The organism is Mammaliicoccus sp. J-M40 (assembly GCF_022386395.1).
GTDB classification, from domain to species: domain Bacteria; phylum Bacillota; class Bacilli; order Staphylococcales; family Staphylococcaceae; genus Mammaliicoccus; species Mammaliicoccus lentus.
This window is the reverse complement of sequence record NZ_JAJNIQ010000001.1, coordinates 287,273-303,345: the sequence shown is the minus strand read 5'-3', so window position 1 is coordinate 303,345 and position 16,073 is coordinate 287,273. Positions and strand designations below refer to the sequence as shown.

The 16,073-nt window shown below is 32.4% G+C and carries 16 protein-coding genes; 1 reads left to right on the top strand and 15 read right to left on the bottom strand.

All coding sequences use genetic code 11. The features are described from left to right. The 15 genes from LQ688_RS01605 to lepA all read right to left on the bottom strand — a co-directional run bounded on the left by LQ688_RS01605 (position 1) and on the right by lepA (position 15,588). Positions 1-948, bottom strand: coding sequence for a PhoH family protein (locus LQ688_RS01605; RefSeq protein ID WP_064204520.1), 948 nt, complete (start codon positions 946-948; stop codon positions 1-3). Positions 949-1,004: 56 nt separating this feature from the next. After that, a complete protein-coding gene (locus LQ688_RS14075) occupies positions 1,005-1,445 on the bottom strand; it encodes a PH domain-containing protein (RefSeq protein WP_323711096.1) in 441 nt (146 codons plus the stop codon). 202 nt (positions 1,446-1,647) lie between these two features. Further along, positions 1,648-2,379, bottom strand: coding sequence for a hypothetical protein (locus LQ688_RS01595; RefSeq protein ID WP_016998567.1), 732 nt, complete (start codon positions 2,377-2,379; stop codon positions 1,648-1,650). A 14-nt stretch (positions 2,380-2,393) separates the two neighbouring features. Continuing rightward, positions 2,394-3,389, bottom strand: coding sequence for a flotillin-like protein FloA (floA, locus tag LQ688_RS01590; RefSeq protein WP_016998566.1), 996 nt, complete (start codon positions 3,387-3,389; stop codon positions 2,394-2,396). A 17-nt stretch (positions 3,390-3,406) separates the two neighbouring features. Continuing rightward, complete coding sequence (locus LQ688_RS01585) at positions 3,407-4,096, bottom strand: NfeD family protein (protein ID WP_026023587.1); 690 nt, start codon at positions 4,094-4,096, stop codon at positions 3,407-3,409. Positions 4,097-4,423: 327 nt separating this feature from the next. Then, positions 4,424-4,600: a 30S ribosomal protein S21 gene (gene rpsU / locus LQ688_RS01580; RefSeq protein WP_016998564.1), complete on the bottom strand. Its 177-nt coding sequence runs from the start codon at positions 4,598-4,600 to the stop codon at positions 4,424-4,426. A gap of 126 nt (positions 4,601-4,726) precedes the next feature. Beyond that, positions 4,727-6,073: a tRNA (N(6)-L-threonylcarbamoyladenosine(37)-C(2))-methylthiotransferase MtaB gene (gene mtaB, locus LQ688_RS01575; protein WP_016998563.1), complete on the bottom strand. Its 1,347-nt coding sequence runs from the start codon at positions 6,071-6,073 to the stop codon at positions 4,727-4,729. Positions 6,074-6,079: 6 nt separating this feature from the next. Then, a complete protein-coding gene (locus LQ688_RS01570; protein WP_016998562.1) occupies positions 6,080-6,829 on the bottom strand; it encodes a 16S rRNA (uracil(1498)-N(3))-methyltransferase in 750 nt (249 codons plus the stop codon). Positions 6,830-6,836: 7 nt separating this feature from the next. Next, positions 6,837-7,763 carry a 50S ribosomal protein L11 methyltransferase gene (prmA, locus tag LQ688_RS01565; RefSeq protein ID WP_239752561.1) on the bottom strand — a complete coding sequence of 309 codons (927 nt, stop codon included), beginning with the start codon at positions 7,761-7,763 and terminating at the stop codon, positions 6,837-6,839. A 3-nt stretch (positions 7,764-7,766) separates the two neighbouring features. Further along, complete coding sequence (gene dnaJ, locus LQ688_RS01560; RefSeq protein ID WP_016998560.1) at positions 7,767-8,900, bottom strand: molecular chaperone DnaJ; 1,134 nt, start codon at positions 8,898-8,900, stop codon at positions 7,767-7,769. A 97-nt stretch (positions 8,901-8,997) separates the two neighbouring features. Next, positions 8,998-10,833 carry a molecular chaperone DnaK gene (gene dnaK, locus LQ688_RS01555; protein WP_016998559.1) on the bottom strand — a complete coding sequence of 612 codons (1,836 nt, stop codon included), beginning with the start codon at positions 10,831-10,833 and terminating at the stop codon, positions 8,998-9,000. Positions 10,834-10,878: 45 nt separating this feature from the next. Next, positions 10,879-11,475 carry a nucleotide exchange factor GrpE gene (gene grpE / locus LQ688_RS01550; RefSeq protein ID WP_064204516.1) on the bottom strand — a complete coding sequence of 199 codons (597 nt, stop codon included), beginning with the start codon at positions 11,473-11,475 and terminating at the stop codon, positions 10,879-10,881. A gap of 27 nt (positions 11,476-11,502) precedes the next feature. Next, positions 11,503-12,477, bottom strand: a complete 975-nt coding sequence (gene hrcA, locus LQ688_RS01545) for a heat-inducible transcriptional repressor HrcA (RefSeq protein ID WP_016998557.1) — start codon at positions 12,475-12,477, stop codon at positions 11,503-11,505. Between the two features lie 115 nt (positions 12,478-12,592). Next, positions 12,593-13,711 carry a radical SAM family heme chaperone HemW gene (gene hemW / locus LQ688_RS01540; protein ID WP_064204515.1) on the bottom strand — a complete coding sequence of 373 codons (1,119 nt, stop codon included), beginning with the start codon at positions 13,709-13,711 and terminating at the stop codon, positions 12,593-12,595. Between the two features lie 53 nt (positions 13,712-13,764). Beyond that, positions 13,765-15,588: a translation elongation factor 4 gene (gene lepA, locus LQ688_RS01535; protein WP_016998555.1), complete on the bottom strand. Its 1,824-nt coding sequence runs from the start codon at positions 15,586-15,588 to the stop codon at positions 13,765-13,767. A gap of 231 nt (positions 15,589-15,819) precedes the next feature. Here lepA and rpsT point away from each other — a divergent pair, with 231 nt between their 5' ends. Continuing rightward, complete coding sequence (rpsT, locus tag LQ688_RS01530; protein ID WP_064204513.1) at positions 15,820-16,071, top strand: 30S ribosomal protein S20; 252 nt, start codon at positions 15,820-15,822, stop codon at positions 16,069-16,071. Positions 16,072-16,073 lie beyond the last annotated feature (2 nt).

Here is a 16,073-nt window from a genome sequence, read left to right as displayed (position 1 = left end):
TTATTTCTCCTCTTCATAAGCGTTAATTATTTTACCAACTAATGGGTGTCTGACAACATCAGTTTGTTCTAAGTAAGTAATTTCAATACCTTTAATACCACTTAGCTTTTGGTCCGCTTCAATTAAACCACTTTTAACGCCTTTAGGTAAGTCAATTTGTGTTCTATCACCCGTGACTACCATTTTTGAGCCAAAACCTAATCTTGTTAAAAACATTTTCATTTGCGGTAAAGTTGTATTTTGGGCTTCGTCTAATATAACGAATGCGTCATCAAGCGTACGCCCTCTCATATAGGCTAAAGGAGCAATTTCAATTGTACCTCTTTCTATTAAGCGCGCTGTTTGCTCAGTCCCTAATATAGTGTGCAAACCATCATAAAGTGGTCTTAAATAAGGGTCGACTTTTTCTTTTAAATCGCCAGGTAAGAATCCTAAAGATTCTCCAGCTTCAACTGCTGGTCTTGTTAATACGATTCTTTTAACTTTACCTAAGCGTAACGCTCTTGCAGCCATTACGACAGCTAAGAATGTTTTTCCGGTACCTGCTGGTCCTATACCAAACACTAAATCATTATTCTTAATGTTATTAATATATATTCTTTGGCCCATTGTTTTGGCTCTAATTACTTTACCATTACTATCTTTCGCAACTTCTTCGTCGTATAAATTGACTAATTTATCAATTGTACCTTTTTCAGCCATTTTCACTGCTGCTTGTACATCATTTATCGTTATATTCGAACCACTTTCAATTACTTTAAGTAAATTCATTAATACACGTTCAGCTTTTTCAACATTTTCTAAACGTTTACCACGAACACTTATTTCTTGTCCTCGTGTTAAAATATCCACCTCGAGTTCTTCTTCAATATATTTTATATGCTCATCTCCATTACCTAGTAATGCTTGAGCTTGATCCATACTCTCGATTTGAATTAGTGTAGGCATTAAATAACTCCTTTATTAGTTGAATTGTTACCACTTTAAATGTACCAAACCTTTGTCTAACGTGCAATCTTATGCACTTTATTTTGAATATTATTTAAGTTTTCCTGTGATTTAATCATTTTATTTATTTTTTGAAATTCACGTAACCTATTACTATTATTTAACTTAATATTCGGATTGATTCGAATTAATGTAATAATAAATTCTCTTTCTTCTATTGGAGAAACTTTTTCTATAATTTCTCCTTTGTATACTATTTCTATCATACTATTTCCTTCGATAGATTTCGCCATATTTAACTGTTCAATATTAAATATATTATATGTTTTTTTGAAAAGACCTCTACGTATAGTCAAGAAGTGTTCTTTTACACTATATCTCTCTAGAAGTATATTAATTATAATTAAAAACACTAGAACAAAAGTAATAAAAATTAGTAATTTATTACTTATAAGTAACGGAATTAAAGATATTAAAAATAGCAAAATTGATATCATTATAGATGAAACACTTAGTTTCTTTTTAAATATCATTTTTATCACACCTTTGTTCTTACTAAGTTTATTGTAATTCTAAATCTACAATTTGTGAATAAAAACTAAAGGTATTATCAAAATAAAAACTCAGAGAAAATTCTAGTTGTAAGAATTTCCCCTGAGTTATGCTACTCTAATAAATGTTAATCTCTAGCTATTCAACTTATTTGATGCCCTCTGGTCTTTTAAGAATTTCTGACCAAATAATACCATTAACAACATTGTTCTCGTCAATATTTACAGCTTCATCATTAAATTTATGTTTACTATTTAAGTAGAGTTGTTTAACCATCGTTCTTCTAGTTCTTTCAGAAAGTTGAGTATTATGAATAATCTCATTAGCTTCTTCTTCAAGTTTTTCAAAGCTTTCCTGTTGAACTTTAGATAAAGATTGTTTTTCTTCTTTACTAAATTCTAATAAATTTTTGATTGCTTCTTTTTGACGCTTTGGTTTATTTTTATGAATTTCTTCTTTTCTTTTATTAATCAATTCATTTTCATGAGCATCTGTTGACTGAGCTTGGCTTTGAGTTTGTGGCTGAGTTTCACTATTATTTTGCTTTGTATTTACTTGCTCAACATCTATCCCTTGTTTCTCTAGATGAGTGGATAGTTGTTTAGCTAATTGTTTATAGTGGTTAGACATTCGATCAGTCGAACTAGTTTCAGCCTTTTCTTTATAGGAATAGAACTTTTTAACTAATTCTTGTAATTCTAGTTGAGCATTATCCACTTGATTACTAGCTTGTCTTTGGACTGGCTTTTTACTCGGATTTGGATGTGCAGGCCATTGAGTATTTTGCTTTTTCTTTTTATTTTTAGCGCCATTTTCAACTATGCCACTAATCACACTAATAATAATCCAAATAACAAAGATTATAATGCCTATCTCCATTTAAATCACCTCTCTTATTCGTTCGGTGAATTTGCGTCTTGTGGATTAGTACTCTTATTTATAGCTTCTCTCATACCAGTATCAGCTTCTATATTTTTTAAATTATAATAATCTTTAACGCCGATATTGCCTGATTTAAGTGCTTCAGCCATTGCAAGAGGTACTTCAGCTTCAGATTCAACAACTTTAGAACGCATTTCTTGTACACGTGCTTTCATTTCTTGTTCTGTAGCTACAGCCATTGCACGACGTTCTTCAGCTTTAGCTTGTGCAATATTTTTATCTGCAAGTGCTTGCTCAGTTTGAAGATCTGCACCGATGTTTTTACCGATATCCACGTCTGCGATATCTATAGATAAGATTTCAAATGCTGTACCTGAATCTAAACCTTTACTTAACACTGTTTGTGAAATACTGTCTGGATTTTCAAGTACTTTCGTATGGTGTTTACTTGAACCAATTGTTGATACAATACCTTCACCAACACGTGCGATGATTGTATCTTCACCAGCACCACCAACTAAGCGATCAATATTTGCTCTAACAGTAATTCTAGCTTTCGCTTTAACTTCAATACCGTTCATAGCAACACCAGAAATAAATGGTGTTTCAATTACTTTAGGGTTAACTGACATTTGTACAGCTTCTAGAACGTCACGACCAGCTAAATCGATAGCTGCACCACGTTCAAATGCTAAGTTAATCTCAGCTCTTTGTGCTGCAATAATCGCATCTACTACTCTATCAACATTACCTCCAGCTAAATAGTGAGATTCTAATTGATTTGTAGTTAATGCTAAACCTGCTTTATGTGCTTTAATTAACGGATTAATAACTCGTCTTGGTGAAACACGTCTTAAACGCATTCCGACTAATGTTCCTATTCCTACTTTAACGCCTGCAGCTACAGCTGAAATCCATAATCCAACTGGTACAAACGAGAATAGAATCATAAGTAATACAATAACAATTACCGCAATAATGATTATGGCAATTAAACCTGATAACATATGCAACTCTCCTTAATTTAAATTTCTCTTACGACTACTCTTGTACCTTCAACCTGTACAATTTTAACTTGTTGGTCTTTTTGAATAAAATTACCATCAGAAACAGCATCTATTCTATCATCATCAACAAGGATAATACCTGAGGGTCTCAACGCTGTAAAAGTTGTACACACTTTACCAATTAAATGACTTCTATCATCATGTGATGTATAACCTGACTCTTTGTTTGTAGAATCTCTAAGAATGACTTTTTCAAAGAATGGTATTTTTCGATTAAAACCTTTCACTAATATCACCCACTCTATAGTTGTTAAAATTAAAGCAACTGCAATAATAGCGCCCATGATTAATAAATTATCACCAACTAATATAAAACTGCCGATAATTGCAATAAAACCAAGGATACCAAGTACAGCGCCTACAACAAATAATTCAATAATGACTAAAATAACACCAATTGAAAACAATAAAACGGACATTAAACTAATTTCATCAACTATTACAAAACCTATAAAAAATATAAGTGTACATATAAAACTTGCAATGCCGGCAAAGTTTATACGTTCTGAATATAGTTGATAAAGTGCGCCTAGAAAAATAATACAAGTCAAAATCAATGTAATAATTGGCGAAGATATAAAGTCACCAAATGAAGAAACACTTTGACTTGAAACAATACCTAAATTTATGTTGTTTTGAATAAACATAAGTATGTATTCATACGCTGATGTCAATATTACCACCCCTCTATTTCATTATACAATAAATCACCAGTGAACTAAAACGTATATATCTTTTATTCTAAATATTTTATAGAAAATTTTTTTATTTTCATTTTTTTCTAAAAATATCGTATACCCATGAATAGGATTGAAAAAGCTTGATATATTTATATTTTACTTAAGTCAGCTATTGCCTATATAAAAAAGCAGTCCGAAACCTATAGGTCTCGGACTGCTTTAACATTTAATTTACGCAAATAGATTTCATTATAATTAATTAATATTCTTTGAGGGAGTTCAATAGAAAATTAATTATTTAAATTTACGTTTGCGAGCTGCTTCTGATTTCTTCTTACGTTTAACGCTAGGTTTCTCATAGAACTCACGTTTACGCACTTCTTGAATCGTACCGCTTTTTGAAACTGTACGTTTAAAGCGACGTAATGCATCTTCGATTGATTCGTTTTTACGAACTACTGTTTTAGACATCTGTATTTCCCTCCCTCCAAATATCAACAAAGGTTTATATGTCAGTTACATAGTAAATATATTACTATGTACTTAAACATTATAAAATAAGTCATTTTTTAAGTCAATAATCATTTGCAATGAATCTTAATATGCAACTAATCTTTCGTCTTTATTTGTTGCATGATTGATTACTTTTACAAGTTTTCCTTTATTAATTGGATAACCTGGTTCTATTACTTTAACTTTTACTAATTCTCCAATTAGAGATTCATCTCCATCAAATTCTATCTTCATGTAATTATCTGCATAACCAACTAATTTACCATCTTTAGAGCCTTTTTCTTCAGGAATGACTTCTAATACAGTTTGGTCGAATTTTGATGCATAATCTTTTGCAAGTTGATTTGATAGTTCTATAAGTCTATGAACACGGTCATTTTTAATGTCTTCATCTACTTGATCTGTCATTCTTGCTGCAGGTGTACCTGTTCTCATTGAATATGGGAAAACATGCAGTTCAGAGAATTGATGCTTAACTATGAAATCATAAGTTTCTTGGAATTCTTCTTCAGTTTCACCTGGGAAACCAACTATAACATCACTTGTTACTGCTAAACCAGGTAATGCTTTATGAAGTTTTTGTAGTCTTTCTGAAAAATGAGCCATAGTATATTTTCTTCTCATACGTTTCAATACAGAATCAGAACCGGATTGTAATGGAATATGCAAATGCCTTACGACTTTTGTAGATTTATCGATAACATCGATAACTTCATCTGTTAATTGACTCGCTTCTATAGAAGAAATTCTAATTCTTTCTAAGTTTTCTACTTCTTCTAAATCACGTAATAATTGCGCTAAGTTATAATCTTTTAAATCTTCACCATATCCACCTGTGTGAATACCAGTTAATACGATTTCTTTATATCCTGAATTTACAAGTGTTGTCGCTTGGCTAACTACTTGTTTAGGATCTCTTGAACGCATTAATCCTCTAGCCCATGGAATAATACAAAAAGTACAGAAATTATTACAGCCTTCTTGAATTTTTAATGAAGCACGAGTTCGGTCAGTGAAATAAGGTACTTCTAGTTCTTCATATTTTCTATTCTTCATGATGTTTCCAACACCATTTATTGGCTGTCTGCTTGTCTTATAGTCTTCAATATAAGAAATTAACTTATGACGATCTTGAGTACCTACAACGATGTCTACCCCTGGTATCGCCATGATTTCTGCTGGAGATGTTTGCGCATAACAACCTGTTACACATACTACTGCATCAGGGTTTTTACGAATAGCTCTTCTTATAACTTGTCTACTCTTCTTGTCTCCTGTGTTAGTCACTGTACAAGTATTTATAATAAATACATCAGCGTTTGTTTCAAACTCTACTCTTTCGTAATCATTTTCCTTAAATAATTGCCAAATTGCTTCAGTTTCATAATGGTTAACTTTACAACCTAAAGTATGGAATGCTACTGTAGCCAACTATATTCACCTCATTAATTCTAATTGATAGCTTAAAGCAGCTAAAGCATACAATGGAGCGGTTTCAGCCCTTAATATTCTCGGTCCTAGACTTATGTTATATCCATCTTCAAATAAAGCAACTTCTTTTTCAGAAAGTCCACCTTCTGGCCCAAAGATGATTAAAACTTTTTGTCCCTTTTTTAAGTTAGAACCAATTTGATGTAAATTACTTGTTCCCCCACGTTTAGCTTCTTCTTCATAAGCTATTAATACATAATCATATTCATTTATAATATCACAAACAGAATTAAAATTCGACATATACCTGATATCTGGGATAGTCAAACGCATGCTTTGCTCACTTGCTTCTTTAATGATTTTTTGCCATCTATCAATCTTTTTAGACTGCTTTTTATGATCTAATTTAACTACAGAACGTTCAGATTGAACAGCAATAAAATGGTGTGCGCCCATTTCTGTTGCTTTTTGAATCATCCACTCATATTTATCGCCTTTTATTAATCCGCTAGCGATTGAAATCTCGACAGGTAATTCTGTCTGTCTCGTCGTGTCTTCTAATGTCAGTACTTCTATATTTTGTTCATGAAAATCTATAATTTTGCAAATCATCGATTTTTGATCATTAAAAGTGATGATAATCTCATCATCAACTGTCATTCTCATTACATTTTTTATATGGTGTATGTCTTCGTTATTATGTAGAAAAAAACGCTGATTTAACTCAGCGTTTTCAAGTAAGAAGTATCTTTGCATTGTTCTCCTACTTTCTAGCTCTTATTGAAACCCAGCCGTTTTCTTTTAAAACTTTCTCAATTTTAAAACCAACTTCGGTTAATCTATTAGTGATTTCATCGCATTTCTCATCAATGATGCCAGATGTTATAAAGAAACCACCATCGTTAAGTCTATCGTAACTATCTTCTATCATTAAATCTATAACATGCGCTAAAATATTTGCAATAATAACATCGTATTGCTCAGTTTCTTCTGTTAATAAATTCCCAGTCTCAACTTTTATACTATTTTCGCAATGATTTTTTTCAAAGTTTTCTTTAGCAACTTTAACAGCTAAGTCATCTAAATCAATAGCTTTGATAGATTTAACGCCTAATAAATAGCACCCAATGCTTAAAATGCCTGAGCCGGTACCAACATCAATCACTTTATGATTTGGCTCTACAACTTCTTCTATGTGTCTTAAACACATACTTGTAGTTGGATGATCTCCCGTACCAAAAGCCATCCCTGGATCAAGTTCTATACATAAACTGTCATCAGTGTTTTCATATTCTTCCCAACTAGGAACAATCGCAAAGCGTTCTGAAGCTTTAAAAGGATGAAAATAATTCTTCCATTCATTTTCCCAGTCTGATTCTTGAATGACTGTCTTTGAAAAAGCCAATACTTCCGGTTTAATACCATCAATATTTGAAATTGTATTTTTTATTTCTTGTTCTAGCGATTCAGTAAATACTAGTTCACTAAAATAACATTTCACTCTAATATCATGATCTGGGTAATCATCAGGATTTAATTCATATATTTCACCATAAACATCGACGTGTTCTTTATCTAGTTCAGATGAATCTTCAATAACAACACCATTTGCACCTAATTCATTTAATAGTGCTGTTACGACAGGTTCTGATTCTTCATTTATCATTATAGAATACTCAATCCAATTCACGGGCTATTCTCCTTTAAAGAACTTTTTAGCTCTATCTTTTAAACTTGAAGGTTGTTCTGTTAATGTTTCTCCACCAATTTCAGCGAATTCACGTAGTAATTCTTCTTGACGTTCTGTTAATTTATCCGGTGTTACAACTTTTACAGTTACGAAATAATCACCTTTACCATAACCATGAACATTTTGAATACCTTTTTCACGTAATCTGAACTGCTTACCAGTTTGTGTTCCTGCAGGTACTGTTAGTGCCACGCTGCCATTTAATGTCGGAACAGTTACTTCATCACCTAATGCTGCTTGAGGGAATGATAGATTTAAGTCGTAGAATATATCGTCTCCATCACGTTTGAATTTATCATGAGGTCTAACTCTAAATACCACATATAAATCACCTGCTGGACCACCATTAACACCTGGTCCACCTTTGCCTGCTAAACGAATTTGTTGATCATTATCTACACCTGCTGGTACTTTAACTTTGATTGTAACTTTTTTGTTTTGAGTACCTTTACCGTGACAATCTGGACATTTCTCTTCAAATTCTTGTCCAGTACCATTACATTCAGGACAAACTTTTTGCGTTTGCATTCTACCAAGAATTGTATTTTGTTCTACTGTTACATGACCTTGTCCATTACAATATGAACATGTTTTCTTCTTAGTTCCTGGTTTAGCACCATTACCATGACAAGTATCACATTCTACATCTTTACGAACTGTAATATCTTTTTCAGTACCAAATACTGCTTCTTCGAATGATAACGTCATGCTATATTGTAAGTCATCACCTTGTCTCGGTGCATTAGGATCTCTTCTTGCACCGCCACCAAAGAATGAACCAAATATATCTTCGAATCCACCAAAGCCAGAGAAGTCTTGACCTCCAAATCCTTGTGATCCTCCACCAAATCCTTGTTGTGATGCATTATGTCCAAATCTATCATATTGAGCACGTTTATTTTCATCACTAAGAATTTCGTATGCTTCAGATAATTCTTTAAATTTGGCGTCAGCACCTTCTTCATGGTTTATATCTGGGTGATACTTTTTTGATAATTTTCTATAAGCTTTTTTAATTTCATCTTGTGAAGCATCTTTAGATACACCGAGTACTTCATAGTAATCTCTTTTAGCCAAAAAAATCTCTCCTTTACACATTGATATATTACTAGAAAAACTTGAATTAAAAAAGCCAAAGCCAATCACATTGACTTTGACTTTTTAATGAGTAATATTATTGTTTTTTATCTTCGTCGTTAACTTCAGTATACTCTGCATCTACTACATCATCATCTGAATTCCCTTGTCCTTCAGCTGATTCTGCACCTTGTTGTGCTTGAGCAGCTTGTTCATACATTTTCACTGATAATTGTTGAACGATTTCTTCAAGAGCATCTTTTTTAGTTCTGATATCTTCAATATCGTCGCCTTCTAATGCTTTTTTCAATTCTTCTTTAGCATCTTCAGCTTTAGTTTTTTCACTTTCGTCAACATTATCACCTAAGTCAGATAATGTTTTATCTACAGTGAATACCATTTGGTCTGCTTCGTTTCTTAAATCGATTTCTTCACGACGTTTTTTGTCTTCTTCCGCATTTTTCTCTGCGTCTTTAACCATACGGTCGATTTCATCGTCTGATAGTGAAGAACTAGATTCGATTGTGATTTTTTGTTCTTTATTAGTACCTAAATCTTTAGCTGTAACATTTACAATACCGTTTTTGTCGATATCGAATGATACTTCGATTTGAGGTACACCACGTGGAGCTGGTGGTATATCAGTTAATTGGAATCTACCAAGTGTTTTGTTATCAGCTGCTAATTGACGCTCACCTTGTAATACGTGAATGTCTACCGCTGGTTGGTTATCAGCTGCTGTAGAGAATACTTGAGATTTAGATGTTGGGATAGTTGTGTTTCTTTCGATTAATACTGTAGAAACGCCACCCATTGTTTCAATACCTAATGATAATGGTGTTACGTCTAATAATACAACGTCTTTAACATCACCAGTTATAACGCCACCTTGAATAGCAGCACCCATTGCTACTACTTCATCTGGGTTAACACCTTTGTTAGGATCTTTACCGATTTCTTTTTTAATTGCATCTTGTACAGCTGGTATACGAGTAGAACCACCTACTAGAATTACTTCATCGATATCTGAATTAGATAATCCAGCATCTTTCATAGCTTGTCTAGTTGGACCCATAGTTTTTTCTACTAATTCACTAGTTAAAGCTTCGAATTTAGCTCTAGTTAAAGTAGTTTCTAAGTGTAATGGGCCATTAGCGCCACCTGAGATAAATGGTAATGAAATTTGTGTTGAAGATACACCTGATAAATCTTTCTTAGCTTTTTCTGCAGCGTCTTTTAGACGTTGTAAAGCCATTTTATCTTGTGATAAATCAATGCCATTTTCTTTTTTGAATTCTTCAGCTAAATATTGAATGATAACGTCGTCAAAATCGTCACCACCAAGTTTATTGTCACCAGCAGTTGCTAATACTTCGAATACACCGTCGCCTAATTCTAGAATAGACACGTCAAATGTACCGCCACCAAGGTCAAATACAAGTACTTTTTGATCTTGCTCTGTTTTATCTAAACCGTATGCTAAAGCTGCTGCAGTTGGCTCGTTAATAATACGTTCTACTTCTAAGCCAGCGATTCTACCAGCGTCTTTAGTTGCTTGACGTTCAGAGTCATTAAAGTAAGCTGGAACTGTGATTACTGCTTTAGTTACGTTTTCGCCTAAATAACTTTCTGCTGTTGATTTAAGATTTTGTAGAATCATTGCTGAAATTTCTTGTGGAGTATACTCTTTATCTTCTACTTTTTCTTTGTAATCAGTACCCATATGACGTTTTACTGATTGAATTGTATTAGGGTTTGTTACTGCTTGACGCTTAGCAACTTCACCTACTTGAGTTTCACCGTCTTTAAATGCTACTACTGATGGTGTAGTTCTGTTACCTTCAGGGTTTTGAATAACTTTAGGTTCTCCACCTTCTAATACTGATACTACTGAATTTGTTGTACCTAAGTCTATACCTATTACTTTACTCATAAGAAAATTCCTCCAATTATTTATTTGCGTTTTAAATTCAATTAATTATTCATTTACTTTAACCATTGCTGGTCTTAAAACGCGTTCTTTTAATTTGTAACCTCTTTGTAGTTCTTCAGTAATAACACCTGATTCAAAATCAGGATTGCTATCTTGCATAACTGCTTGATGTACAGTTGGATCAAATTCTTTATTCTCTGACTCAATTTCTTCTAGACCATTTTCTTTTAATGATCTCAATAAGTCATCATAAACCATTTGTACACCTTTTTTAAATGATACGAAATCTTCTGATTCGCCTTCTTGTTTTAGTGCGCGATCCATGTTATCCAATGCTGGCAACACATCTGTTAAAACACGTTGTGCTTGGTAATCTTTCGCCACACTAGCTTCTTGTTTCATTCTACGCTTGTAATTTTCAAACTCAGCATACAAACGTAAGTATTTTTCTTCTTCTTCGTTTAATTTTTCTTTTAATTGTTCGAGTTCAGTTTCCGGAATTTCGACTGTTTTTTCAGTCTCTTCAACCTCTTCTACATTTTCAACTTCTTCATTTTCGTTACCATTAGTTTCTTCAGTGGCAACGTTTTGAGATTGTTCAGACGACTCGTCGAATTTTTCATTTTGATTTTCTTCCGTCATTTCATGCCCTCCATTTTCTTTCCTTATTTAAAAATGATTCAAAAGTTGAATCACTTTATTGTAATGCATTGCAGTTGGACCTATAACGGCTAAATGACCGCTTATATCTCCCGAAATCTCATAACTTGTACTTACTATTGAAATACCTTCTAAGTCCTGATTAATTTCTTGTCCAATGTTTACGCTAATGGAATCATTAGCTGTTTCGTTTAAAAATTGGGCAATTCGTTCAGATTCCAGATACTTTAAAATTGACTGTATCATGGACACATTCGAAACGTTTAACGCCTCAATCAAGTGCATTTTTCCACCTAAAAACATTTCTTCATTTTGATCATTAATTTGTGTAATTAGCGCGTACTTAAAATTATTTATAAATTGTTGATCAATAAATGACAACGTTAATGATTCTAACGTGTTTATCAATGTAGATAAAGTATTTTGCTTAAAATGTAGATTCAAGTAATTCATAAACTTTTCTATTTGTTCATGTGTTATGAGTTTAGAAATTTGTAAATGAACTTTCTCTACATATCCATCTGCAAAAACGATAACACTCATTAAATGATTAGGGTTCACTCTAACGAAATGAATTTCAAAAATATGTCTTGAAAATTTATTGGGTCCTAATACAACAGTCGTATAATGAGAACGATTGGATATTTCCAAAGCTAACCATTTTAGCATTGCATTAACATCATATTGATTATCATCATAAAATTGGTTGAACCAGTCTATTGATTGTTTACTACGTGATTTAACCTTTAGTAATTGGTCAACATAATGTCTAATTCCTTTTTCAGAAGGAACTCTTCCTGATGAAGTATGTGTCTTCTCGAGGAGTTCTAATTCTTCTAATTGTTTCATCTCATTTCTAACTGTTGCTGGGCTTATAGGCAATTGATGCCTTTCAATAATCGACTTAGAACCAATTGGCTGGCCTAACTCAACATAATCCTCAACAATTACATTTAGTATTTGTAATTGTCTCTCAGTAATCATGTTATCACCTCGATTAGCACTCTATCTATCCAAGTGCTAATTATAATTTATCAAATTGGTCAAAGTAAGTCAACATTAAACCCTCGAATTTTTGAAAGATTTTTCTTTCTTTTATTTAAGTTAATAAAAACTGCTCAAATACTTCGTTACCAATGATTTGACCACGTTCACTTAAGTATAAATAATCTTCATTTTCATTTAACAAACCATTTTCCAATAAATTATTAACCTTTTGACCAAATACTTCTTCAATCGTTTGATCAAATTTTTTGTAAAATCTAGATTTTGAAACACCTTCAGTCATGCGTAAGCCTAAGAACATTTGCTCTTCCATTTGCTCTTTCAATGTAACTTCACTATTTTGCAGTACAGGCATTTCTCCATTAGTTAGTTTATTTATATATTGATTAACCGGATTAATATTACTATATCTCACACCGTTTATATATCCGTGTGCGCCAGCTCCGAAACCATAATATTCTTCATTCTTCCAATATACTTTGTTATGAAGTGATTCATGGCCTACTTTAGAAAAATTAGATATTTCATATTGATGTAGAGGTGATTTTTTTAATTTATTTTGTAAGTGTTGATACATTTCTTCACCTAAATCTTCATTAGGTAATTTTAATTTTCCTTTTCTATATAAATTATAGAATTGAGTTTTAGGTTCAAGTATAAGTGCATAGCTTGAAATGTGGTCAACATCAAGTGATAATGCTTTATCTATTGATTCATCAAATTGTTTCAACGTTTGACCAGGTAAGTGAAACATTAAATCTAAACTAACTGAGCCTATATTATGTTTTCTAGATAACTTAACTGCTTTTTCAATATCGTCACTATGATGTGTACGTCCTAAAATTTCTAATAAACCATCATCAAAAGTTTGCACTCCAAGTGATAACCTATTAACACCATATTTTTTTAAAAGTTTAATTTTACCTTCAGTTAGTTCATCCGGGTTTGCTTCAAACGTATATTCATCAGTTACAGTAAATAAATCATTTATTGATATTAGTAGTTTTTCTAATTGAACTTCTGATAATGCTGTTGGCGTCCCACCTCCAACAAAAATTGTTTCTACAACTTTATCTTTGCGAGTAGACATTTCTTTTATTAAGCAATCTAAATATTCATCAACAGGCTGATTGGCTATAAAAAACTTATTAAAATCACAATAAGTACAAATTCTAACGCAGAAAGGTATATGAATATATACACTTTTAGCCATTTAAATCCTCCTTTAAAAATAAAAACAGCTACTTAAACGCAGCTGTTTTTATTTTAATCTTCATCCATTTTCAGTACTGCTAGGAATGCATCTTGTGGAATCTCAACGTTTCCGACTGACTTCATCTTAGCTTTACCGGCTTTTTGTTTTTCAAGTAATTTACGTTTACGACTAATGTCACCACCGTAACATTTTGCTAATACATTTTTACCCATAGATTTTATGTTTGTACGTGCTACTATTTTATTACCAATTGCTGCTTGAACTGGCACCTCAAATTGTTGTCTAGGAATTAATGTTTTAAGTTTATCTACAATTGCTTTACCTCTTTCGTAAGCAAATTCTTTATGCACAATAAAGCTTAACGCATCTACTTGGTCTCCATTTAATAAGATATCCATTTTCACAAGTTTACTTTCTTGATATCCGATTAATTCATAGTCGAAAGAAGCATAACCTTTCGTATTAGACTTCAATTGATCAAAGAAATCAAATACAACTTCAGATAAAGGAATTTCATAAATAATATTCACTCGAATATCATCTAAATAATCCATTGTAACGAAATTACCACGTTTTTTCTGACATAATTCCATTACTGCTCCTACATAGTCACTTGGTACCATCATAGTCGCTTTAACATACGGTTCATAAATCGTGTTGATTTTTTGTGGATCTGGGAATTGTGAAGGGTTATCAATTTCAACTTTCTCTCCATCTGTTAATTCACATTCGTAAATAACTGAAGGTGCAGTTGCTATTAATTCAATGTTAAATTCACGTTCAATTCTTTCTTGTATTATTTCCATGTGTAATAATCCTAAAAATCCAGTTCTGAACCCAAAGCCTAATGCTTGAGATGTTTCTGCCTCAAATTCTAAAGAAGCATCATTCAATTGAAGTCTTTCTAAAGCTTCTCTTAAGTCATTATATTTACTATTGTCTATTGGATAAAGCCCACAGAATACCATTGGATTCATTTTCTTATAACCTTGAAGTGGTTTGTCTGCAGGTCTGTCAGCATTTGTTATCGTATCACCTACGTCAGAATCAGCAACGTTTTTAATAGATGCAATTATATATCCAACATCACCTACTGATAAAGTTTCAACTGGTAATGGTTTAGGTGTATTAATACCTACTTCCGCAACTTCAAAAGTTTTACCTGTGGACATCATTTGAATTTTGTCTCCGGCTTTAACTGACCCTTCAACTATTCTAATTGAAGAAATTACACCTCTATAAGCATCGTAAGTAGAATCAAATATTAATGCTTGTAGTGGATTTTCTGGGTCACCTTCTGGTGGTGGTACTATTTCAACGACTTTCTCTAATATTTCTTCTATACCAATATTAGCTTTCGCACTTGCAAGTACCGCATCACTCGCATCTAAACCAATAACATCTTCAACTTCTTGCTTTACCCGTTCCGGTTCAGCAGCAGGTAAATCGATTTTGTTTATTACTGGAATCAACTCTAAGTCATTGTCTAAAGCAAGATAAACGTTTGCTAAAGTTTGTGCTTCGATACCTTGAGCTGCATCTACGATAAGAATAGCCCCTTCACATGCAGCTAATGAACGTGATACTTCATAAGTAAAATCGACGTGTCCCGGTGTATCAATTAAATGTAGTATGTATGTTTCCCCATCTTTCGCTGTATAATTTAATTGAACAGCGTTTAATTTGATAGTTATACCACGTTCTCTTTCTAAATCCATTGAATCTAATAATTGAGACTTCATATCTCTCGTCTCAACACTTTTCGTATTTTCCAAAATTCTATCAGCTAATGTTGATTTTCCATGATCAATATGAGCAATAATAGAAAAGTTTCTTATTTTCTTTTGGCGCTCTAGGCGTTTCATTCTGTCCATTTGAACTCCAACTTTCTCGTTAATTTTACATCTTCAGATGTAAGTAGCATCTTTGATATGATACCTTCTTTATAGAATAAATGCAAACCAATTACCAAACTGTTCATAAAGTGTTAAGCTTTATAAGGAATATGTAAATAATGATTGCACTTAAGGCGTACATTTGATAAAATATTTTTTGTTGCAATCAAATTATTTGATCACGGACAACATATTTAGGAGGTGACTCTCATGCCAAACATTAAATCTGCAATTAAACGTGTTTCTGTAACTGAAAAGAAAGACGCTGCAAACATTTCACAAAAAAATGATATGCGTTCAGCTGTTAAATCTGCAAGAACTGCTATCGAAAATAATGCTGATAACAAAGGTGAATTAGTTTCATTAGCTATCAAAAAAGTTGATAAAGCTTCTAAAAAGAACTTAATTCATTCAAATAAAGCTAACAGAATTAAATCTAGCTTAATGTCTAAAGCTAACTAATT